Source organism: Burkholderia arboris (assembly GCF_902499125.1).
In the GTDB taxonomy this organism is placed as follows: domain Bacteria; phylum Pseudomonadota; class Gammaproteobacteria; order Burkholderiales; family Burkholderiaceae; genus Burkholderia; species Burkholderia arboris.
Map to the genome: position 1 here is coordinate 26,544 of NZ_CABVPX010000022.1, position 19,492 is coordinate 46,035.

Below are 19,492 nucleotides of genomic sequence, written 5' to 3' on the forward strand. Positions count from 1 at the left end.
CATCGGCACCATGAACAGCCGTTCCCTTCGAAACCAGAGCCGGGCCGAGCGCAGCCTGCGTTCGGCGCTCGGCCTCGCGCGCCCGGCAGGGCGCCAGGAAGACATTCCGGCCACCGTCCACGCGATCGCGGTCGCGCTGGACGAGTGCCGCGTGCGGCACATCGACGGCGCCGCGCTGCTCGAAGGCACGGGGCTCGGCGCGGACGAAGTCGCATCGCCGAACCTGCACGTGAATCGCGGCCAGGAACAACGTTGCTTCCGCAACCTGCTGCGCTGCAGCGGCGTGCCGTCGATCGGGCTGTCGATCGGCGCGCGTCTGCATGTGTCGACGCTCGGCCTCGCCGGCTACGCGATGCTGATCAGCGGCTCCGTGATGCAGGCGTTCCGGTGCATGGGCCAGTTTCCGCTGTTCATGGGGCTCTATTTCGACGTGCGCATCGACGCGCACGCGAGCGGCATGAGCGTGACCATCGGCCGCTACAACGGCGAGCCCGATCTCGAGGTGTTCCAGGTCGACATGTGCCTGTCCAGCCTGCGCCTGATCGTGTCCGATCTCGTCGGCAAGCCGGTGTGGCCCGAACAGCTGCAGCTCGCGCGCCGCACGCCGCGCAACGCGACCGACTACGCGCGCCACTTCGGCTGCCCGGTCGCGTTCAACGCGGGCGACAACCGTCTCGTGTTCACGTCCGTGAACGGCACGGAAGCGCCGCGCCTCGCGAACGCAGTCAGCTTCAATGCGCTGCACGGCCAGTGCGAGGTGCTCGAACGGCAGTGGGCCGCGTCGGTCGGCACGCGCTTCGCCGATCGCGCGAAGGAATTGATGGCGCGCGACCTCGCGCGCTTCAAGTCGATGACGTCGCTCGCCAGCGCACTGCACCTGACGGAACGCACGCTGCGCAGGCGGCTCGACAAGGACGGCATCACGTTTCAGTCGCTGCTCGACGACGTGCGTCGCGACGAAGCCGTACGGCTGCTCGACGATCACACGCTGACGGTGGCCGCGATCGCCGAACGGCTCGGCTACAGCGAGCCGCGCAGCTTCCGTCATGCGTACCGGCGCTGGACCGGCAGGACGCCGCGCGCAGACCCGGACGTCGACGCGTGAACCGGATGCGCTACCGCTTCGCCCTGACGCGCCGCGGACGCGCGCACCGCCGCGTCATGTCGGCCTGAAGCCGCTTCGCCTGGCTTTCGAGAATCCGGCAGAACGCTTCCGTGAAGGCACTGCCCGGCCGCAGCGACGGGCGCAGCATCGCGATACGGCGCGGCGGAATCGTCTCGATCGGCACGAACGCGAGCCCGGTCGCATCGATCGATGCCGCCGTCAGGCTGTCGACGATCGCGCGGCGCCCGGCGAGCTGCACCATCCGGCACGCGAGCGCCGAGCTCGACACGCGCGCGTGGATCGCGTGCCGGTTCTCGGACGCCGACAGCAGCGCCTCGAGTTCGGGAATGCCTTCCAGCGCATCGACGCTCGTCAGCCCGCCGGCTTCGAGATCGGCGAGCGTCACCGTCTGCCGCGTCGCCAGCGGATCGTCGGCGCGCATCGCGCAGACGATCGTCGAATCGAGCAGGTGCTGCTCGGTGACGTTGCGCATCGCGCGAAACGGCGCGCAGATACCGAGATCCATCTGCTGGCTCTCGACGAGATCGAGCATCCGCTCCGCGTTCTCGATCGCGACTTCGACGAACACCTTCGGATACGTCTCCTGGAACACGGTGATCGCTTCGGGCAGCAGCCGCTCCGTCACCGCCGGATACGCGCAGATGCCGAGGCGGCCGAGCGTGCCGGCGCGCAACCCGTCCGCGAGTTCGTTCAGCGCATGCAGGCTCGCGTTGGTCCGCTCGGTCTGCTCGAACAGCAGGATCGCTTCGGCCGTCGGCAGCAGCCGGCCCTTCTCGCGCTTGAACAGCTCGACGCCGAGGCTTTCTTCCAGCACCTTCAACTGTTTCGTCACCGCCGGCTGCGAGATGTGCAGGTTGCGTGCCGCCGCCGTCAGCGTCCGGCATCGCACGACCTCGTACAGCAGTTCGACCTGGTGATAGTTGAGCGTTCGCCTTGCCATGTGCCCCTCTCTTCGACGCTGGATACGCGCAAGAGCATAACCCACGGTTATAGGGCGCGGTCCGACAATGTATTGGCGGAACAGGCCGGAATTCGATGAAATCACGGCTTTGAACACAAAAGCGGCCGCAACGGGCAGGTCGGGAGACACAACGATGCAGACTATGTCGAGCTCACGGGCGCAGAAGCCCACGAAATTCCGGTGGTTCATGGTGTTCCTCGCGTTTCTCGCGATCGTCACCAACTACATGGACCGCGCCAACCTGGCGGTCGCGCTGCCGTACATGAATACGGAGCTGCATCTGTCGTCCGCCGAATCGGGTCTGATCCTCGGCGCGTTCTTCTGGACCTATGCGGCGTGCCAGATCCCGGCCGGCATGCTCGTCGACCGGTTCGGCGCGAAACTCGTGTTCGCGGGCGCCGTCGTGTGGTGGTCGGCGTTCACGATGGCGACGAGCCTCGCGCGCGGCGGCGCATCGCTGCTCGGCCTGCGCTTCCTGCTCGGCGTCGGCGAAGCCGGCGCGTTCCCGTCGGCGACGAAATTCGTCGAGCGGTGGTTTCCGCCGACCGAACGCGGCCTCGCGTCCGGCATCTACGATTGCGGCGCGCGCGGCGGCACGCTGATCGCCCTGCCGATCTGCACGGCCATCATCACCGCGTTTGGCTGGCGCGCGTCGTTCATCTTCACCGGCGTGATCGGTCTCCTGTGGGTCGTCGTCTGGCTGCTGGTCGCGAGCGAGTTTCCGTCGCAGAGCCGCTTCGTCAACGAAGCCGAAGCGAAACACGTCGGCCAGGATGCGCCCACCGAAAAGCGTGCGCCGGTCCGCATCAAGTGGCGCGAGCTGTTCACGTCGCGCGTGGTGTGGGCGATGTCGCTGGGCTTCGCGTGCCAGGGCTACGTCGTCTACTTCTTCATCACGTGGTACCCGACCTACCTCGTGAAGGAGCGCGGCTTCAGCCTGCTGCAGCTCGGCTTCTACGGCATTCTGCCGGGCCTCGCGGGGCTGGTCGGCTCGTGGGTCGGCGGCTGGATCTCGGACCGGATCGCCGCGAGCCATTACGGCCTGAACTTCGCGCGCAAGTTCTGCATCGTCGTCGGGATGGCGCTGAGCGCAACGATCGGCCTCGCGGGGCTCGCGTCGCAGGCCTGGCTCGCGCTGCTGCTGCTGTCGATCGCGTTCTTCGGCGTGTCGGTCGCCACGTCGAGCATTCTCGCGCTGCCAGCCGACGTGTCCGCGCGCGGCGAACGCTCGGTGGCCGGCACGGTGGCCGGCTTCCAGAACTGCATCTCCAATCTCGCGGGCATCGCGAGCCCGGCCGTGATCGGCCTGCTGAAGGATGCGACCGGCTCGTTCACGCCGGGCCTGATCTCGGCGTCGGTCATGGCGATCATCGGCTGCCTGATCTACATCTTCATGCTCGGGCCGATCCGTTCGGACGTGCTCGAGCACGTCGTCGCCGACTGACGGGCACGCAGCCGTTCACGCGCAATCCGCCCGCTTATTCAACGAGGAAAACATGCTTTGCGATTCACCGAAGGTGCCGTTTCTTGCCCAGGGTTCCGAGCAGGACACGGAGAAGGTTTCCGCCACGTTCGCCGTGCTCGGCGCGCCCTACGGCGTGCCGTACGGCCCGGCGCTGCTGCACTGCGACGCGTCCAACGCGCCCGACAAGGTGCGCGAGCGCAGCTTCCGCTACGGGCGGCAGGTCGGACACTATGACTTCGACCTGCAAGGCACGCTGTTCGGCGACACGGGCGCGACGTGCGTCGATTGCGGCAACCTGCCCGGCACGCTGGACGTCGCGCGCAACGCGGCGGCCGTCACGTCCGCCGTCGCGTCGCTGCTGGCGCGCGGCGCGATTCCGGTGGTGCTCGGCGGCGACGACTCGATTCCGGCGCTCTGCGTGCGCGCGTTCGACGCGTACGGGCCGCTGAACGTGCTGCAGTTCGACGCGCACCTCGACTTTCGCGACGAAGTCGACGGCGAGCGGCACGGCTATTCGAGCCCGATCCGGCGCATTCGCGAGATGCCGTTCGTCAAGCGGATCGTCCAGGTCGGCCTGCGCGGCAGCGGCAGCGCACGCACGAGCGACGTGGAAGACGCATTGTGCTCGGGCAACGTGCTCGTGCCGGCCGACGTCGTGCACGATGAAGGGATCGAAGCCGTCACGCGGCACCTGGTGGACGACGCGCCGTGGTTCGTGACCGTCGACATCGACGGCCTCGACCCGGGCATCGCGCCGGGCGTGGTCGCACCGATGCCGGGCGGCCTGACGTTCCACCAGACGCGCGGCATCCTCCGCCACCTGTGCGCGCAGACGCGCCTCGCGGGGATCGACGTCGTCGAATATCACCCGGCGCTCGACGTGCGCGAGATGACCGCACTGACGATCGTGCGGCTGCTGACCAACGTGATCGGCACGAGCGCGCGTCGCATGGCGCGGTAACGGCTGCAGGCGTCGAGGCGTCCGACGAGCGCGGGCGCTTCGGCGAAACATGTTCGGAGACGGCCTGGCACAGCTTCATCCAGGCAACGATCTCACCACATCATTCGGAATTCGAATTATTTCCCTCAGCACTCCGGTGCGACCCTCTTCGCCGCCGCCGCATGACCGGCCACCCATCGCCGCGATCGTTCCCCACGGTAGACGCGATTCATCGATTGCTCTATACTCGCCCCAACTTCATCACAAAACGCATGATCTCGTGCGCAACGTGATGTCATTTCGCACTTCGTTGCGTACGCATCCGTTTCGCCACGTCAAAGGGGCCACCGGCCCCAGCGGTCGGTTTCAAGCCGCCCGCATCCATGCCGTCTTCGCAGGACGGTGCCCTGCTCGAACGCGCCTCGTCGTTACGGCGCCGCCGGGCCGAACCTGACAATCAGACGAACGCAGCATCGCGTTCACCCGACCGCCAGCCGCACATCGGTGCAGCCGGCAGCACTGTTTCCGTCAGTTCAATCGCGGCCATGCCGGGATCACGAACTTCCATCGCGACGCCATTCGGCGTCATCGCGGCGTGTGCCTGCGCGCGTGCCGCACCGGATTGAGGAGGCGTATCTTCATGACTCGACGCACTGTCCAGCTGGTGGGCAGCCTGGTGGCAATCATCGCAGTCGGATGGGCATTGGCGCGCGGCATCGGCGCCGACACCTTCCGCCAGCGCGCGGACGATCTCGCCTACTACGCGGGCCAGCACATGCTGCTGGTCGTCTATTCGATGACACTGGCAGTCGTCGTGGGCGTGCCGGCCGGCGTGCTGCTGAGCCGCCCGCGCTTTCAGCATCAGGCCGAGCGCTTCATGCAGGTCTTCAACATCGGCAACACGATCCCGTCGCTCGCCGTGCTGGCCATCGCACTCGGCATCTTCGGCATCGGCAGCGTGCCCGCGATCGTCGCGCTGTTCCTCGCGTCGCTGCTGCCCATTACGCGCAACGCCTACGAAGGCATGAAGAACGTACCGGCCGCGCTGCGCGAGGCCGCCAAAGGCATCGGCATGACGGGCTGGCAGTCGCTGGTTCGCGTGGAATTGCCCGACGCGCTGCCGATCATCGTCGGCGGCGTACGCACCGCGCTCGCGATCAACGTCGGGACGGCGCCGCTCGCATACCTGATCGGCGCGGACAGCCTCGGCTCGCTGATCTTCCCCGGCATCTACCTCGACAACCAGCCGCTGCTGCTGCTCGGCGCGTCGCTCACCGCGATCCTCGCGCTCGTGCTGGACGGTATCGTCGCGGCCGGCAGCCGCCACTGGCTCGCACGCCACGGAGGTACGGCATGACGCTTCACCGCACCCTTCGATCGCTTGCACGCCTGTGCGCCGCCGGCGCGTTGTGCTTCGCGGCCGGCGCGCCGGCCTTCGCCGCAAAGCTCGTGCTGGGCGCGAAGAACTTCACCGAGCAATATGTGCTGGCGGAAGTCACGTCGCAATATCTGCGCTCGCGCGGCTACGACGTGGAAGTCCGCTCGGGCCTCGGCAGCACGCTTGCGCGCAGCGCGCTGGAAAACGGCCAGTTCGACCTGATGTGGGATTACACGGGCACGGCCGCGCTGGTCTACAACAAGATCCAGGACAAGCTCTCGCCCGAAGAAATGTACCGGCGCGTCAAGGCGCTCGACGTGCCGCGCGGGCTCGTGTGGCTCGACGCGTCGCCGCTCAACGACACCTATGCGATCGGCCTGCCGAGCCGGCTCGCGCAGGCGACCGGCATCCGGACCGTATCGCAGCTCGCCGAGCACCTGAAGACCGATCCGGCCGCGAAACACTACGTGTTCGGCATGGACGCGGAATTCGCGAACCGTCCCGACGGCCTGAAGCCGCTGCTTGCCGCCTACGGCATGCAGTTCAGCCGCGCGCAGTTGAAGCAGATGGACCCGGGGCTCGTCTACACGGCGCTGCACAACAACCAGCTGAAGATCGGCCTCGTGTACACGACCGACGGACGCGTAAAGGGTTTCGGCATCGTGCCGCTCGAGGACGACAAGCACTTCTTCCCGCCGTACAACGCGACGCCCGTGGTGCGCAAGGACACGCTCGAGCGCAACCCGAAGCTCGCAGCGCAGCTCAACGCGCTGTCGGCCGCACTCGACAACGACGTGATGCAGGCGATGGCCAAGGCGGTCGACCTCGACGGCAAATCGCCGCGCGACGTCGCCGACGCGTTCCTGCGCACCCATCCGCTACCGTGAAGGAGACCCGATGAGCGTATTCGACTATCTCGCCTCGAGCTGGCCCGAGCTGCTGCAGTTGACGCTGCAGCACGTGTGGCTCGTCGCGATCGCCGTGGGCTGCGCGATCGTCGCGGGCGTGCCGCTCGGCATCCTCATCAATCGCCACGACTGGCTCGCCGGGCCGCTGCTCGGCATCGCCACGATCGTGCTCACGCTGCCGTCCATCGCACTGTTCGGCCTGCTGATCCCGTTCTTCTCGCGCTTCGGCCAGGGCATCGGCGCCGCACCCGCGATCACGGCCGTGTTCCTCTACTCGCTGCTGCCGATCATGCGCAACACCTACCTGGCCTTGCACAACGTCGATGCGGGGATCAAGGAAGCCGGCACCGGCATCGGCATGACCGCGTGGCAGCGCCTGCGGCTCGTCGACCTGCCGCTGGCGGTGCCCGTGATTCTTGCGGGCGTGCGCACCGCGGTCGTGATGAACATCGGCGTGATGACGATCGCCGCCGTGGTGGGCGCAGGTGGCCTCGGCACGCTGATCCTGCGCGCCATCGGGCAGAGCAGCATGATGAAACTGCTGGTGGGCGCGGTGCTCGTGAGCCTGCTCGCGATCGTCGCCGACCGGCTGCTGCAGATGCTGCAGCGGGCATTGACACCGAAGGGAGTGCAGAAGACATGATCGAACTCGACCAACTGACCAAGACCTTCACGCGCAAGGACGGCCAGGCCGTGCGCGCGGTCGACGCCGTGAGCCTGTCGGTGCCCGCCGGGGAAATCTGCGTGTTCCTCGGTCCGTCGGGCTGCGGCAAGACCACCACGCTCAAGATGATCAACCGGCTCATCGCCGCCACGTCGGGCCGCGTGCTCATCAACGGCGAGGATACGGCGCAGCTCGACGAAGTCGACCTGCGGCGCCACATCGGCTACGTGATCCAGCAGATCGGGCTGTTCCCGAACATGACGATCGAGGAGAACATCACCGTCGTGCCGCGCCTGCTCGGTTGGGACAGGAAGCGCTGCGCCGACCGCGCGCGCGACCTGATGTCGATGGTCGCACTCGATCCGAAGCTGTACCTGAAACGCTATCCGCGCGAGCTGTCGGGCGGGCAGCAGCAGCGCATCGGCGTGATTCGCGCGCTGGCCGCCGATCCGCCCGTCCTGCTGATGGACGAGCCGTTCGGCGCGGTCGATCCGATCAATCGCGAATCGATCCAGAACGAGTTCTTCCAGATGCAGCGGCAACTGAACAAGACCGTGATCATGGTCAGCCACGACATTGACGAAGCGATCAAGCTCGGTGATCGCATCGCCGTGTTCCGGCGCGGCCAGCTCGTTCAGTACGACCACCCCGACACGCTGCTCGCGCGCCCGCGCGACGAATTCGTCGCGCAGTTCGTGGGCCAGGACAGCACGCTCAAGCGCCTGCTGCTCGTGAAGGCCGGCGACGCCGCGACACAGCCCCCGACGGCGCGCGTCGATACGCCGCTCGCGCATGCGCTGGCGGTGATGGACGAAACCGACTGCCGCTACCTGACCGTGCTCGACGACGCCGGCCGCACGCTCGGCTACGTGACGCGCCGCGCGGCACGCACCGGCGGCGGCGTGTGCGGCGAACACGTGACGCCGTTCCCCGCCGGCGTCTCGGCGGACGACAACCTCCGGATCGTGCTGTCGAAGATGTACCAGTACAGCGCATCGTGGATGCCGGTGCTCGACCCCGACGGCGTGTGGCTCGGCGAGATCACGCAGGACTCGATCGCCGCGTACCTCAGCTCGGGCCGCTCGCGCCGGCAGACGGGCCAGCCGCCGGGCAGTCCCGCCGATGCGGTCGCCGCGGCCGCCACGCACTGATTCGTCTCCGGAGCCGGTGCGCCGCCGCACCGGCTCCGGGAAGCGAATCGATGGCATGCGCGATGCACGCGTACGTGCGGCCAGGTCTGGCGATCACTCGCCGCTTGAACAACCTTCCATCAAAACCTGCCATACGAAAACCGGCACGCGGACGCCATTTCCGTCATCCGGATTGCTTGCACACGTAATCCATGACCAGCGTCTGGATGGAGTCGCGCTCGACATAGCGGTAATCATCCGGATCTTCGCGGGAAACATGAACCTGGCCCGGCTGTGTTCCGGTCATGCTCGTTTTGCCCAATGCCCATGTCTTGTTCGCGCAGTCGAACGACCAGTCGGAAACGATGCTTTTCACCGGAAACGGCGCCGAGTACCGGCGCGGTTCGGCATAGACGAGCCTGACCGTCACCCACGTATTGAGCGGGCCACGTTCGACGGAAGCGGGATCGGCATAAAGCTCGACGGCCGGTCCGGGGCCTAGCGTGACCCAGTTCCCGGCCCATGCGCCGTGGGCGACGAGCGCAATCCATCCCCCTGCGATCCAGCTTCTTTTCATTGTCTTCCCTTGAATCCCGTTCGGTGAATTCCAGCAGCCTGATTCTACGTTCTGCGCCGATGCGACATTCGCGTGTCGTTTTTTTCACCGGCGCCTGAAGCCTTTCGACTGACCGAAAACCAGTCGCGCATCTCGATCGCGCATCGAAGACATTCACCCCCCGGAATGCATCGCGAATCGCATGAAATCGACTCGCGTAGAATGCCCGCAACCATTCACCCGAGCGGGCCGCCCTTCCATTCCACTCGCATCGGCACAACAACACCAACGAGCGCCGTGACCTCCGCCGTCGCCGCCGCCTCGATCAGGCGCGCACGACCGCGACGATCGTCGACCGGCGAAGCCTTCATGAGCAAACCGATCCTGTATCTCCTCGCCGGCAACGGCAGCGCGGCCGACTGGTGGGACGATGCGCTGCCGCATTTCCGTCACTACCGGCCCGTGCCGCTGGAACTGCCGGGCTTCGGCGACCATCCCGCGCCGCCGTGCGAGGACCTCGCCGCCTACGCGCAAGCCCTGCTCGACGCGACCGAACCGGGCCACGCGATCATGGCGGTCGGCGTGAACGCGCTGCTGGTGCTGCACGCGTTGCAGCGGCGCCCCGGCCACTTCGGCCGCAGCGTGCTGCTCGCACCGGTCGGCGCGTTCCTGTGGGAACGGCGCCTGCCGAAGCTGATGGCGCCGAAGCCGCTACGCAAGACCATCCACTGGCTGCTCGCGCACCACCCGGCGCTGTTCGCCCGCAAGTTCTCGAACCAGACCTGGACACCCGCGCAATATCGCCGCATGGGCGCCGGCTATGCGCGCTGCCGCGCGTTCCTGCCGCACTGGGATCTCGTGCGCGCCGATACCGCATTGCCGCTGCTCGAGTGGATCAACGATCGCATCGAACTCGTGTGGGGCGATCAGGACGCCGTGCTCGGCGTGCGCCAGGCTGCCGCGTGGTCCGCGATCCTCGCGCGTGCCGATCTCACCGTCACGCTGCAGCCCGGCTGGGGCCACTATCCGTGGATCGATGCGCCGGCGGCATTCGCGCAGTGGCTCGAAGCCGGCGACACGGGCTTCGTCGCGCATACGAAAGGCGGGCGCCTCGCGCTGGCCGCGATGGCCGGGCTGCCCGTGCCGCCCGCGCTGTCGCTGACCCGCGCCGACGATCCGCGCCTGCCCGGCTTTCTCGCGAACCAGCCCGACGCCGAATGGGCGGTCCGCTCGTCGAGTCATGGCGAGGACCAGGCCGATGCGGCCAACGCGGGCCTGCACACGACGTTCCTGCGCGTGCCGGCGTCGCAGGCAGCGGCGCGCGTGGCCGAGCTGCTCGACGGCGGCCTCGAGGAAGCCGTCGTGCAGCGCTTCGTCACGCCCGTGCTGTCCGGGATCGCGTTCGTGCGCCATCTCGCCGCCGAAGTCGAATGGGTGGAAGGCCACCTCGAAACGCTCGCCGACGGGCAGGCGAGCCCGCAGCGCGCCATCCTGTCGCGGCTCGGCGAACCCTGGCAGCGCGGCACGTTTCCGGACACGCACGGCCTGACCGCACAGCAGCTGTGGGCGTTCCTGCAACGCGTGCTGCGCGCGTTCCACTACGTGCCGGGCGATGTCGAATGGGCGTGGGACGGCACCCGGCTGTGGCTGCTGCAGTACCGCCCGATCAGCAGCTACGGCTGGCACCGGCACCTGACCGCCGCGAACATCGCCGAGATCCTGCCGCCGCAGCCGAGCCGGCTGGTCGAGTACGCGCAACGTCGCGCGGCCGGCAGCATCCCGGCCATCATGGCGCGCTGGGATGCGCGCGTGCTGCGCGACAACGAGCCGTTCACCGCGCTCTATGGTGACGCGTCATACATCAACAACGACCTGTTCCTCGCCCGTCTCGCGGACTGGGGGGTATCGGCCGCGAACTACAGCGGCGAAATCGGCGGCGCGACGCCGCCGCTGCGCTGGCGGCCGCTGCGCCTGCTGCGTTCGCTGCCGGTGTTCTGGCGCATGCTGCGCGTCGCGCGCGGGCATCTGCCGACACTCGCGCACGGCCTGCAGCGCTTCGACCAGGAGCTCGCGGCGCTCGTCGAACAGCGCACCGACGGCCAGCAACTGGCCGACTGGTTCACGCGCTTCTACGTGTTCGTCGTGCAGGGCAACCTGTGCATCGCTTCATCGCTGGCCAGCAGCGGCGGCGCACTGTGGGGGCGTCCGCCGACCGCATACGGCCAGCTCGACAACAGCCCGCACCGCTTGCCGTGGGAAACCGATCCGGGCACCGCGCGCGCCGCGGCCACCGACCTGCCGCTGCAGGCGTTTCCCGACTGGCCGCTGCCCATCCGCGTGCTGCACGCGCTCGGCGCGCCCGGCATGCGCGGCTGGTATCTGCAGGTGCGCGAGTGGTATCGCGACAACCTGATGCGCGTGTTCTTCCGCCTGCATCACGCGATGCCGGCCGCCGATCGCGACACCTGGTTCGCGCCCCATCCCCAGCGACGCGAGCGCAACGGCAGCTTCTGGCAGGACGGCGGCGAGGGCACCGACGAAGCCGCCGGCTTCATGATCTATCCGGGCCACATGCAAGGTGTGCTCGGCCACGACATCCTGCTGGAAGACTCGCTCGACCCGGGCCGGCACGCGCAATACCAGGCCGCGCGCGCGGTGATCGCGCGCATGGGCGGCCGGCTGTCGCATGGCGCGACGCTGCTGCGCGAACTGCGCAAGCCGTCGGCCGTGCTGCCGCGTGTCGATGCCGAGTGGGTCGGGCGCGAGGTGCGGCTCAGCGACGGCCAGCTGACGCTGGTCGAATAGATGCCCGCCTGGGGATCGAAGGGGCCGGCGCGGCGATCCGGACGCGCATGACGCGCGGCGGTTGTCCCGCGCGGGAGCCGGTACGCGTCAACGCAGCGGCGTGCGGATTTTTCCGTCGACCTTCAACGTGCGCCGGTCGTGCGCGGCCTCGTATTCGACCGTCTGCGCGGGCGTGACCGCGCCATAGGAGCGGCCGTTCACGTAGACGATGCCGTCGCGCAATTCGACCCGGTCGCCGTTGACCGTCGCGGTGGCCCGCTCGCCCTGCAGCACCGCGCCCGAACAGCCGGCGGTCGAGAAACTGCGGACCGACGTGCCCGGCATCGCGGCGTTCCCGCCGCCCTGATCCGCCGCATGCGCCGCACTGCAGGGCAGCGCATCCATGCTGCCGGCGGCGTGGAGCGACTCCGCACCGATGCCGCCTCCGGCAAGCAACGCAATCGTCATCGGCAACAGCTTGTTCATGGTGATCTCCGTGGTCCGCGGTTGCCGGTCGGCGCCCGGTCGACGCCCCTGCCCGCCGGTCGGCCAGCGATGCCCAGTATGCGTCCAATTCGCCGCGCGCGGCCATCCGCTTCAGTACCCGTCTCGGCCCGGTGCGGCGGGTCCGGGTGCGTCGATCCGCGCGGGAGCCGGGTCAACCGGCTCACCTGAAAACCCCCTTGATCAAGTTGCGACTCGCAACTATTATTGATTGCGATACGCAACCTTCTGGGGCTGACCATGGACCTCATCGACGCGCCCGCCAAGCCGCGCGACGCAACCATCCTCGAGCTGCGCGACTTCTCGCGCAAGCTGGTGCGCGAGCTCGGCTTCATGCGGGCGACGCTGGCCGACAGCGACTGGGCGCCGTCGGCCGTTCACGCCATCCTCGAGATCGGGATGGCGCCCGGCATCAACGCGAAGGATCTGGGCGCCATCCTGCGGCTCGACAAATCGAACACGAGCCGCCAGCTCGCGCGGCTCGAGGCGGCCGGTGTCGTGGAGCGGCGCGTGTCGAGCGAGGATGCGCGTGCGATCGAGCTGTACCTGACCGCCGAAGGGAAAAAGCTCCAGAAAAGAATCGACACGTTCGCGACCGATCAGGTGTCGAATGCGCTGCGCCGCATGATTCCGGCCGACCAGCAGGCGCTGCTGCGCTCGCTCGCGCTGTATGCCGATGCCCTCGCACAGGACAACGCAGCCAGGGCGCCCGCGGCAACCGTCGACGCGCCGGCGATTCGCGAAGGCTACCAGCCGGGCTGTATCGGCGATATCGCGAGCCTGCACGCCCGCTTCTATGCGGAGCACTGGGGCTTCGGCGCCTTTTTCGAAAAGCGGGTGGCAACCGAGCTGGCCGAATTTGCGGGCACCTTGCCGGCCGACGGCAAGGCACTGTGGCTCTGCCAGGAAGACGGCCGGACGCTCGCGTCGCTCGCGATCGACGGCGATCCCGCGACCGGCGTCGCGCACCTGCGCTGGTTCATCGTGAACGATGCGTTGCGCGGGTCCGGCGTCGGCCGCCAGATGATGGCGCTGGCGATGCGTTTCGTCGATGAACGGCGGTTTCGCGAAACCTATCTGTGGACGTTCAAGGGGCTGGATGCGGCGCGGCACCTGTACGAATCGTTCGGCTTTACGCTGACCAACGAATCTGCGGGCACGCATTGGGGAACCGAGGTGGTCGAGCAGCGTTTCAGCCGGCCCGGGCCATCCGGCGGCTGATGTCGGCGGACAGCCTTCGCGTCGTGTCGAATGTCGCCATCGTGCTCGCCTCGAACAAAAAAGGACTCACCCATGCTCGAACGTGTCGCGGCCCTCATGCTCTGCGCGGCGGCCGCCGCGCCGGCCGCCGTTGCCGCGCAACCCGATGCCGCGACCGGCACCCACCGGATAGACCGGAAGCTCACGCAGTGCCTGAACGATCCCGAACACGCGTCGACAGGCGGCCAGACCGAATGCGTCGACGATGCGGGCCGTGCGTGGGACGCGCAACTCAACGCCAGCTATCGCGCGCTGCAGGCAGGGCTGCCGGCGGCGGACCGGCCGGCGTTGCTGCACGCGCAGCGCGCGTGGCTCGCCCGCCGCGACGCCGACCTGAAGCTGATCGGCGCCGTCTATGCGACGACGCACGGGACGGTCTACGCGCCGATGAATGCGAACGACGTGATGGCGTTGACGCAGCAACGCGCGCTGACGCTGCAGCGCTTCGAAGCGGATCGCGCGGCGCGCGGCTTCAGCCTGGCCGGGCGCCTGCCGCCTTCGACCGCCGAATCGACCGGGCGCGTCACCGCCGTTCCGCAACGCGGCGCGCGCTTCGAACGCGAGCACTGCGCGGCGCTCACCGGGCTCGACGCGAAAGGCCGTTGCGCAGCGCAGGCCACGCCGCTGTACATGCAGGATATCGACGACGTGACGAACGCGATCGAACGCCGCCTGCCGCGCGGATCGCGCGACACCATGCGGACGTCGTCGCAGAAATGGCGTGCGTTCGTCGCCGCGCAACCGCCGTTGATCGACGCGCTTTACCCGAAGGCCAGCGCTTCCGGCGTGCCGCCGTCCGTCGCGATCGAGACGCGCGACGAGGCTGCCGCCCGCCTGCGGCAACTCGTGTCTGCCGAGGACAGGATCGGCGCCGATTGACGCCGTTGCGCAACGCCCGCGCGTGCGGATCGCGGCGCGCAGCCGCCGCTCATTTGATGCGCTGCATCCGCACGATCCCCCAGATGAACAGGCCGGTGACGACGAGGGTCACCAGGATCGAAAGCCAGATCGAATTCGTCTTGATCCACGTCCCGAGAAACGCCGCGGCGAACACGCCGACCGCAACCCATTCGAGCGCCTTGTCGAGCCGGCCCTCCCGGTAGCGCGGCTTGTCCGGGGTGTCGCGGGCGGCTTCTACCTCCTGTCGCGCGCGCGGCGCGCAGGCGGGAAACGCATCGGCCAGCGCCCGGCTCGGCCACGGATCGACGTCCGCATGCGCGTCGCCTACCCCCGTCGTGCGCCATACGGCGTCGGCATCCGCCGCGCGACGCAACGCCCGAATCTCCTGGGCGAGGCCCGCCTCGGGCGCCCGCTGTTGCTCCAGACGCGCGACCTGCGCAAGCTCGGTCGCGAACGCGTCGTTGCTGTCGCTCACGTCCGGCAAGCCGCTCGTGCGCACCAGCACGAATTCCCCGAACGCGGCGGCCACGTAGTCGACGAACGCGTCGTAGATCGTGCGGTAGCGATCGCCGAGCAGCGCAACGAGCGACTCGCGGCGGGCCGCCGCGCGCGCCAGCGCACTCGCCTTCGTCGTCACCAGATACGGATAGCGCGCATCGCGCTCCTCCGGCGTTGCGCTCTCCAGATACTCGTCGAGCTCGGCCGCCTCGTCATCCGGATCGAAATCGTCGATGCAGTATGCGAAGCGGATATCGTCGGGCCCGAACAGCACGCGCCAGAACAGCGGGATGAACGCGTTCGATTCGAGCGACGGGCCGCCCGCCGCGAAGTAGGACTTCAATTCCCCCTTGCGGCCTTCGGGCATGCGCGGCCACGGCGGACTCTCCAGAAACACGGGATGGGACATATCGCGGGCCCCCAGTCGGAATGATCGGATGGTTGTTGTTCGATGCAACTTTCACCAATGCACGACAGGCCGGGGCATTCTGTCCGACTTTACAAACGCTGTCATCCGGATCTTTCGGGTGCCATTCCGGGCAGCGTTCGGGAGGCGAAGTCGGGCCGGGCGATCAACGGCGGACCACCCGGCGCGCGTTCGCCCGGGCAGACGCTAGCCGCTGAAGGCCTCGCCCGCGGGCTGCCGCACCGCTGCAATGTGGTTGGCCGCCACGTAGCCGAACGTCATCGCCGGGCCGATCGTCGAGCCGGGGCCCGGATAGGTCTTGCCCATCACGGCCGCCGACGTGTTGCCGAGCGCGTACAGGCCGTCGATCGCCGTGCCGTCGGGCCGCAGCACGCGTGCATGCGCATCGGTACGCAGCCCGCCCTTCGTGCCGATCTCGCCCGGGTCGATCCGCAGCGCGTAGAACGGCGCGCGCTCGATCGGCCCGAGGCACGGGTTCGGCTTCGACGACGGATCGCCGTAGTAGCGGTCGAACCGGTTGCCGCCCTTGCCGAATTCCGCATCGATGCCGGTTGCCGCATAACCGTTCATCCGTTCGACGGTCTGCGCGAGACCGCCGGCGTCCACGCCGATCTTCGCGGCCAGTTCGGCCAGCGTGTCCGCACGATAGATGACCGAGTCGAGCCAGCCGGCCGGGATCCGGCTGTCCGGTTGCACGCTGCCAGGCAGCAGCACGCCGCACGGATAGCGCTGGCGGTATTCGGCATCGAAGACCAGCCACGCGGGCACGCAGGCCTGCGTTTGCGCATGATCCGCGATCATCGCGTGGATCACGTCCGGGTACGGCGCGGATTCGTTGACGAAGCGCCGCCCGAGCCCGTTGACCATCACGCAGCGCGGCGCCGAGCGCTCGACGAACAGCCCGCGCTGCTTCTCCTCGCCCGGCACGCGCACCGTCGGCACCCCCCAGACGAAATCCATCAGCGCAACGCCGGCGCCCAGCGCGAGCCCCGCGCGAATGCCGTCGCCGGTATTGATCGGCGGCGCCGCGCTCCACTCGGCGCGCGTCGGCTTCGGCAGGTACTGCTCGCGCATCGCCTGGTTCGCCTCGAACCCGCCGCATGCGAGCACCACGCCGTGCGTCGCGTGGATGCCGACCGTGCGACCGTTCCGTTCGACGACCACGCCGTTCACGCGTGCGCCGTCGGACTGCAACGCGCGCATCGGCGTGTCGAGCCACAGCGCGATGCCGCGCTGCGCGAGCGCCGCGCGCAGGCTTGCCACCAGTGCATTGCCGAGCGTGAGGCGCCGGTCGCGCGCCGTGCGGCGGCGCCAGCGGAAATCGGTCGCATAGCGCAGCATCAGGCGCGCGGTGAGCCGCAACCAGCCGCGCTCCTTCGTGACGATCGTGTGCGCTTCGATCTGCGTCATCGCGATGCGGCCGGCGATCAGCGTGGCCGGCGACGGTGCGCGCAGCGTGTCGAAATGCGTACCGAGGCGCGCGGCGTCGAACGCCGCCGGCTCCATCGTCCGGTAGCCGGGCTTGCCGCCGACGCGATCGGGATAGTAGTCGGGATAGCGCGGCACCGCGTGAAAGCGCGTCTGCGCGTGCTGCGCGAGATACGCGACCATCTTCGGGCCATGCTCGAGATACGCATCGATACGCGGCCGGTCGAAGTCCTCGCCCACGACCTCGCGCAGATACGCAATCGCTTCGTCATACGAATCGTTTCCGCCGAGCGCCGCGATCTGGTCGTTGCAGGGAATCCAGATGCCGCCGCCCGAAACGGCCGTCGTCCCGCCGTACACGGGGCTTTTCTCGACGATCAGGACCGACAGGCCCTGATCGTGCGCGCGCAGCGCCGCCGTCATCGCGCCCGCGCCCGAGCCGACCACCACCACGTCGTACGTGGCGTCGCCGGCGCAATCGTGTCGATCGCCTTGCATGATGGCCGCCCTCCGGTCAGATCGTGGACAGGCGGCTCGCCGCCTCGGCCGGCACGTCGGCGAGCTGGCGCCAGCACGCATCCTCGCCACGGTACTCGTGCACCTCGACACGCGCGTGCTGCGCGGACAACGCGTCGACGTCGGTGTAAAACTGCCGGTACCACTCGCGCAACCGGTAGATGGGCCCGTCGCCTTCGCACAGCAGCGGATTGTCGACGCGCGTCTTGTGCTCCCAGATCGCGACATCCTCGCGGAATGCCGACTGCGCGGCCTGCACGTAACCGTCGACCATCGCGCGGCTCTGTTCGTCCGACAGCGCGGGATCCTTCCGGACCATCACGCCGAAGCGCAGCTCGAAGCGGTTCGTGTCGATCGGCACGTGGCTGTTGAGCAGGATCGAGCTGACCGGCGTGCCCTGCGCCTCGCCCGTCATCAGCGTCACGTGGTACGCGGGGCCGAAGTACGCGGAATCGGCCGTCAGCCGTCCGCTTCCGGCCAGCCGCGAGCTGGTGCCGCGCAGCTTCTGATAGGCCACCGGGCCCGCGAACGTATTGCAGAAGTAGTCGATCGGCGCGCCATGCACGGGGCCGAAGTGCACCATGTCCGACTGGTTGTCGATCAGTTCGCGGCAGTTCGTGTCGATCACCCACTTGACGATGGCCCAGTCGCTCCATGCATCGGAAAAACACGCGTCGATTCGCGGAATCGCAACCGACGGATCGGGTGCATTGCCTTCCGGATCGTTCCACACGAACAGCAGACGGTTCTGCTCCATCGCCGGCCACGACTTGATGCGCGCCTTCGGCGGAATGCGTGCCGAATACGGAATCGCCGCGCAGGTGCCGTCGCCGGCCCACGACCAGCCGTGAAACGGGCACACGAGCGTGTCGCCGTCGACCTGCCCGCGCCCGAGGTCGGCGCCCATGTGCGGGCAATAGCCGTCGAGGATGTGCAGCTGCCCGCCCTCGCCCTGGAACACCGCGACGCGCGTGCCGAAGATCGACAGGCCGTGCGCGCGGCCGTCGCGGTAGTCGTCGGCCAGCCCCAGGCAATGCCAGCCGCGTGCGTAGCGTGCGTCGATGGGGGCGGCGTGAATCCGGTGAATGGGGCGCTGGGTCGCCAGCACGGTGGTATCGGCCATGGATCGTCTCCTCCAGTCAAAGATGGGCGCCGCCCGGCATCTGCATGACCGGCCCTTGCCCGCGAACGCGCCGGCCGGGATTCCAGCCGGAACGCTATGTCACAAACATAAGTATTTGTGCCGCATAATGGCACAAAATTCATTTCTGTGACAACGTGTGCGAAAATGCCGTTCCGACGGATTCGGTCGGTGGATCGGCACACGCCGCGCGGCATGCGGCATCGAGGAAAGGCATGGATCGGCAACTGCGCTGGGGCGACGCCAGTAGGATGGACAGCGTCAATGACGGGCGAAACGCGATCCTGCGCGCGGCGCTCGACGCGATGATCGAACACGGGATCGACAGCCTGTCGATCGACGACGTCGCGCGGCGCGCCAATATTTCGCGGCGTACGCTGTACCGGTATTTCGGCACGAAGAAGGCGCTGATCCAGGGTGTGATCAGCGTCCAGAACGCCGAATTCTTCGACGAGATGCAGCGCGCGCTCACCGGCTTCGAGCACGATTTCGATGCCTACTGCGAGGAGAGCGTGTGCTTCGCGGTGCGCTACCGCGATCGTCATCACGGCGGCTTTCACCACAACTACCTGGCCACGAGCCTGTCGACCGACGTGTTCGGCTTCATCGTCGAGAACATCGCGCCGATGTGGCAGCGCGTGCTGGACAAGCCTTACCGCGCGTACGTCGCGGTGCGCGGCGCGTCGGCGCCCGCGCTCGACGACATCATCGCGCTGGTCAGCCGCATCGGTCTCGCGTACTGCCTGGTTCCGGCGGACGAGCCCGCGATGCGCGCGCAGATGCGGATTCTGTGGCCGGCGCGCGCCGAACCGGCCGGCAAGCCGGTTGCGGCCAAAAGGAAGGCCGTGCAGTAAGCGATGCCGGACGCACGAGGCGTCCGAAATCCGGATAATGTTTGCCCCGCCC

General features: G+C 68.1%; 19 protein-coding genes. 11 read left to right on the forward strand and 8 right to left on the reverse strand.

Annotated features, from left to right (window positions below; all coding sequences use genetic code 11):
- Positions 1-10 precede the first annotated feature (10 nt).
- Positions 11-1,105: an AraC family transcriptional regulator gene (locus BLA15945_RS24505; protein WP_174993560.1), complete on the forward strand. Its 1,095-nt coding sequence runs from the start codon at positions 11-13 to the stop codon at positions 1,103-1,105.
- Positions 1,106-1,115: 10 nt separating this feature from the next.
- On the opposite strand, the gene BLA15945_RS24510 is transcribed toward BLA15945_RS24505, so the two are convergent.
- Positions 1,116-2,066, reverse strand: coding sequence for a LysR family transcriptional regulator (locus tag BLA15945_RS24510; protein WP_174993561.1), 951 nt, complete (start codon positions 2,064-2,066; stop codon positions 1,116-1,118).
- A 163-nt stretch (positions 2,067-2,229) separates the two neighbouring features.
- Between BLA15945_RS24510 and BLA15945_RS24515 the strand changes: the two genes are divergently transcribed.
- Both BLA15945_RS24515 and BLA15945_RS24520 read left to right on the forward strand, forming a co-directional pair.
- A complete protein-coding gene (locus BLA15945_RS24515; RefSeq protein WP_059241230.1) occupies positions 2,230-3,531 on the forward strand; it encodes an MFS transporter in 1,302 nt (433 codons plus the stop codon).
- A gap of 52 nt (positions 3,532-3,583) precedes the next feature.
- Positions 3,584-4,513, forward strand: coding sequence for an agmatinase (locus BLA15945_RS24520; protein WP_174993562.1), 930 nt, complete (start codon positions 3,584-3,586; stop codon positions 4,511-4,513).
- A 436-nt stretch (positions 4,514-4,949) separates the two neighbouring features.
- Here the strand turns inward: BLA15945_RS24520 and BLA15945_RS37885 are convergent, their stop codons facing one another.
- Positions 4,950-5,081: a hypothetical protein gene (locus BLA15945_RS37885; protein WP_256087691.1), complete on the reverse strand. Its 132-nt coding sequence runs from the start codon at positions 5,079-5,081 to the stop codon at positions 4,950-4,952.
- A 51-nt stretch (positions 5,082-5,132) separates the two neighbouring features.
- On the opposite strand from BLA15945_RS37885, the gene BLA15945_RS24530 reads away from it, so the two are divergent.
- The 4 genes from BLA15945_RS24530 to BLA15945_RS24545 are packed head-to-tail and all read left to right on the forward strand — an operon-like array spanning position 5,133 to position 8,593.
- Positions 5,133-5,849, forward strand: coding sequence for an ABC transporter permease (locus tag BLA15945_RS24530; RefSeq protein ID WP_174993563.1), 717 nt, complete (start codon positions 5,133-5,135; stop codon positions 5,847-5,849).
- Positions 5,846-6,757, forward strand: a complete 912-nt coding sequence (locus BLA15945_RS24535) for a glycine betaine ABC transporter substrate-binding protein (protein ID WP_059241227.1) — start codon at positions 5,846-5,848, stop codon at positions 6,755-6,757. Before BLA15945_RS24530 ends, BLA15945_RS24535 begins: the two co-directional genes overlap by 4 nt.
- 10 nt (positions 6,758-6,767) lie before the next feature.
- Positions 6,768-7,421, forward strand: coding sequence for an ABC transporter permease (locus tag BLA15945_RS24540; RefSeq protein WP_174993564.1), 654 nt, complete (start codon positions 6,768-6,770; stop codon positions 7,419-7,421).
- Complete coding sequence (locus tag BLA15945_RS24545; protein WP_059241225.1) at positions 7,418-8,593, forward strand: osmoprotectant ABC transporter ATP-binding protein OsmV; 1,176 nt, start codon at positions 7,418-7,420, stop codon at positions 8,591-8,593. The genes BLA15945_RS24540 and BLA15945_RS24545 overlap by 4 nt, the downstream gene beginning before the upstream one ends.
- 163 nt (positions 8,594-8,756) lie before the next feature.
- On the opposite strand, the gene BLA15945_RS24550 is transcribed toward BLA15945_RS24545, so the two are convergent.
- Entirely contained in the window at positions 8,757-9,149 is a 393-nt protein-coding gene (locus BLA15945_RS24550) for a surface-adhesin E family protein (RefSeq protein WP_174993565.1), read from the reverse strand.
- Positions 9,150-9,364: 215 nt separating this feature from the next.
- A complete protein-coding gene (locus tag BLA15945_RS37890) occupies positions 9,365-9,499 on the reverse strand; it encodes a hypothetical protein (protein ID WP_256087687.1) in 135 nt (44 codons plus the stop codon).
- Between BLA15945_RS37890 and BLA15945_RS24555 the strand changes: the two genes are divergently transcribed.
- The gene (locus tag BLA15945_RS24555) at positions 9,498-11,933 is read left to right on the forward strand and encodes a PEP-utilizing enzyme (protein ID WP_174993566.1); all 2,436 of its coding nucleotides are present in this window, start codon (positions 9,498-9,500) and stop codon (positions 11,931-11,933) included. The two genes, BLA15945_RS37890 and BLA15945_RS24555, sit on opposite strands and share 2 nt — an antisense overlap.
- Positions 11,934-12,020: 87 nt before the next feature.
- Here the strand turns inward: BLA15945_RS24555 and BLA15945_RS24560 are convergent, their stop codons facing one another.
- A complete protein-coding gene (locus BLA15945_RS24560) occupies positions 12,021-12,398 on the reverse strand; it encodes a S26 family signal peptidase (protein WP_059241222.1) in 378 nt (125 codons plus the stop codon).
- Between the two features lie 258 nt (positions 12,399-12,656).
- On the opposite strand from BLA15945_RS24560, the gene BLA15945_RS24565 reads away from it, so the two are divergent.
- Both BLA15945_RS24565 and BLA15945_RS24570 read left to right on the forward strand, forming a co-directional pair.
- Positions 12,657-13,637 carry a bifunctional helix-turn-helix transcriptional regulator/GNAT family N-acetyltransferase gene (locus BLA15945_RS24565; protein ID WP_174993567.1) on the forward strand — a complete coding sequence of 327 codons (981 nt, stop codon included), beginning with the start codon at positions 12,657-12,659 and terminating at the stop codon, positions 13,635-13,637.
- Between the two features lie 72 nt (positions 13,638-13,709).
- Complete coding sequence (locus BLA15945_RS24570) at positions 13,710-14,555, forward strand: lysozyme inhibitor LprI family protein (protein WP_059241220.1); 846 nt, start codon at positions 13,710-13,712, stop codon at positions 14,553-14,555.
- Between the two features lie 49 nt (positions 14,556-14,604).
- On the opposite strand, the gene BLA15945_RS24575 is transcribed toward BLA15945_RS24570, so the two are convergent.
- The 3 genes from BLA15945_RS24575 to BLA15945_RS24585 all read right to left on the reverse strand — a co-directional run bounded on the left by BLA15945_RS24575 (position 14,605) and on the right by BLA15945_RS24585 (position 18,568).
- Positions 14,605-15,483, reverse strand: coding sequence for a hypothetical protein (locus tag BLA15945_RS24575; protein WP_059241219.1), 879 nt, complete (start codon positions 15,481-15,483; stop codon positions 14,605-14,607).
- Positions 15,484-15,687: 204 nt separating this feature from the next.
- Positions 15,688-17,427 carry an FAD-dependent oxidoreductase gene (locus BLA15945_RS24580; RefSeq protein ID WP_174993568.1) on the reverse strand — a complete coding sequence of 580 codons (1,740 nt, stop codon included), beginning with the start codon at positions 17,425-17,427 and terminating at the stop codon, positions 15,688-15,690.
- 16 nt (positions 17,428-17,443) lie between these two features.
- Positions 17,444-18,568 (reverse strand): Rieske 2Fe-2S domain-containing protein, encoded by a 1,125-nt coding sequence (locus BLA15945_RS24585; protein WP_174993569.1) that lies wholly within the window; start codon positions 18,566-18,568, stop codon positions 17,444-17,446.
- Between the two features lie 233 nt (positions 18,569-18,801).
- Between BLA15945_RS24585 and BLA15945_RS24590 the strand changes: the two genes are divergently transcribed.
- Complete coding sequence (locus BLA15945_RS24590; RefSeq protein ID WP_081052083.1) at positions 18,802-19,440, forward strand: TetR/AcrR family transcriptional regulator; 639 nt, start codon at positions 18,802-18,804, stop codon at positions 19,438-19,440.
- Positions 19,441-19,492: the final 52 nt, after the last annotated feature.

Excerpts from the sequence above, each read along its gene's own strand:
- BLA15945_RS24585 (WP_174993569.1), bottom strand. The coding sequence starts at position 18,568 with ATGGCCGATACCACCGTGCTGGCGACCCAGCGCCCCATTCACCGGATT.
- BLA15945_RS24520 (WP_174993562.1), top strand. The coding sequence starts at position 3,584 with ATGCTTTGCGATTCACCGAAGGTGCCGTTTCTTGCCCAGGGTTCCGAG.
- BLA15945_RS24575 (WP_059241219.1), bottom strand. The coding sequence starts at position 15,483 with ATGTCCCATCCCGTGTTTCTGGAGAGTCCGCCGTGGCCGCGCATGCCC.
- BLA15945_RS24565 (WP_174993567.1), top strand. The coding sequence starts at position 12,657 with ATGGACCTCATCGACGCGCCCGCCAAGCCGCGCGACGCAACCATCCTC.
- BLA15945_RS24515 (WP_059241230.1), top strand. The coding sequence starts at position 2,230 with ATGTCGAGCTCACGGGCGCAGAAGCCCACGAAATTCCGGTGGTTCATG.
- BLA15945_RS24530 (WP_174993563.1), top strand. The coding sequence starts at position 5,133 with ATGACTCGACGCACTGTCCAGCTGGTGGGCAGCCTGGTGGCAATCATC.
- BLA15945_RS24580 (WP_174993568.1), bottom strand. The coding sequence starts at position 17,427 with ATGCAAGGCGATCGACACGATTGCGCCGGCGACGCCACGTACGACGTG.
- BLA15945_RS24570 (WP_059241220.1), top strand. The coding sequence starts at position 13,710 with ATGCTCGAACGTGTCGCGGCCCTCATGCTCTGCGCGGCGGCCGCCGCG.
- BLA15945_RS24510 (WP_174993561.1), bottom strand. The coding sequence starts at position 2,066 with ATGGCAAGGCGAACGCTCAACTATCACCAGGTCGAACTGCTGTACGAG.
- BLA15945_RS24555 (WP_174993566.1), top strand. The coding sequence starts at position 9,498 with ATGAGCAAACCGATCCTGTATCTCCTCGCCGGCAACGGCAGCGCGGCC.
- BLA15945_RS37885 (WP_256087691.1), bottom strand. The coding sequence starts at position 5,081 with ATGACGCCGAATGGCGTCGCGATGGAAGTTCGTGATCCCGGCATGGCC.
- BLA15945_RS24550 (WP_174993565.1), bottom strand. The coding sequence starts at position 9,149 with ATGAAAAGAAGCTGGATCGCAGGGGGATGGATTGCGCTCGTCGCCCAC.
- BLA15945_RS24535 (WP_059241227.1), top strand. The coding sequence starts at position 5,846 with ATGACGCTTCACCGCACCCTTCGATCGCTTGCACGCCTGTGCGCCGCC.
- BLA15945_RS24545 (WP_059241225.1), top strand. The coding sequence starts at position 7,418 with ATGATCGAACTCGACCAACTGACCAAGACCTTCACGCGCAAGGACGGC.
- BLA15945_RS24560 (WP_059241222.1), bottom strand. The coding sequence starts at position 12,398 with ATGAACAAGCTGTTGCCGATGACGATTGCGTTGCTTGCCGGAGGCGGC.
- BLA15945_RS37890 (WP_256087687.1), bottom strand. The coding sequence starts at position 9,499 with ATGAAGGCTTCGCCGGTCGACGATCGTCGCGGTCGTGCGCGCCTGATC.
- BLA15945_RS24505 (WP_174993560.1), top strand. The coding sequence starts at position 11 with ATGAACAGCCGTTCCCTTCGAAACCAGAGCCGGGCCGAGCGCAGCCTG.
- BLA15945_RS24540 (WP_174993564.1), top strand. The coding sequence starts at position 6,768 with ATGAGCGTATTCGACTATCTCGCCTCGAGCTGGCCCGAGCTGCTGCAG.
- BLA15945_RS24590 (WP_081052083.1), top strand. The coding sequence starts at position 18,802 with ATGGATCGGCAACTGCGCTGGGGCGACGCCAGTAGGATGGACAGCGTC.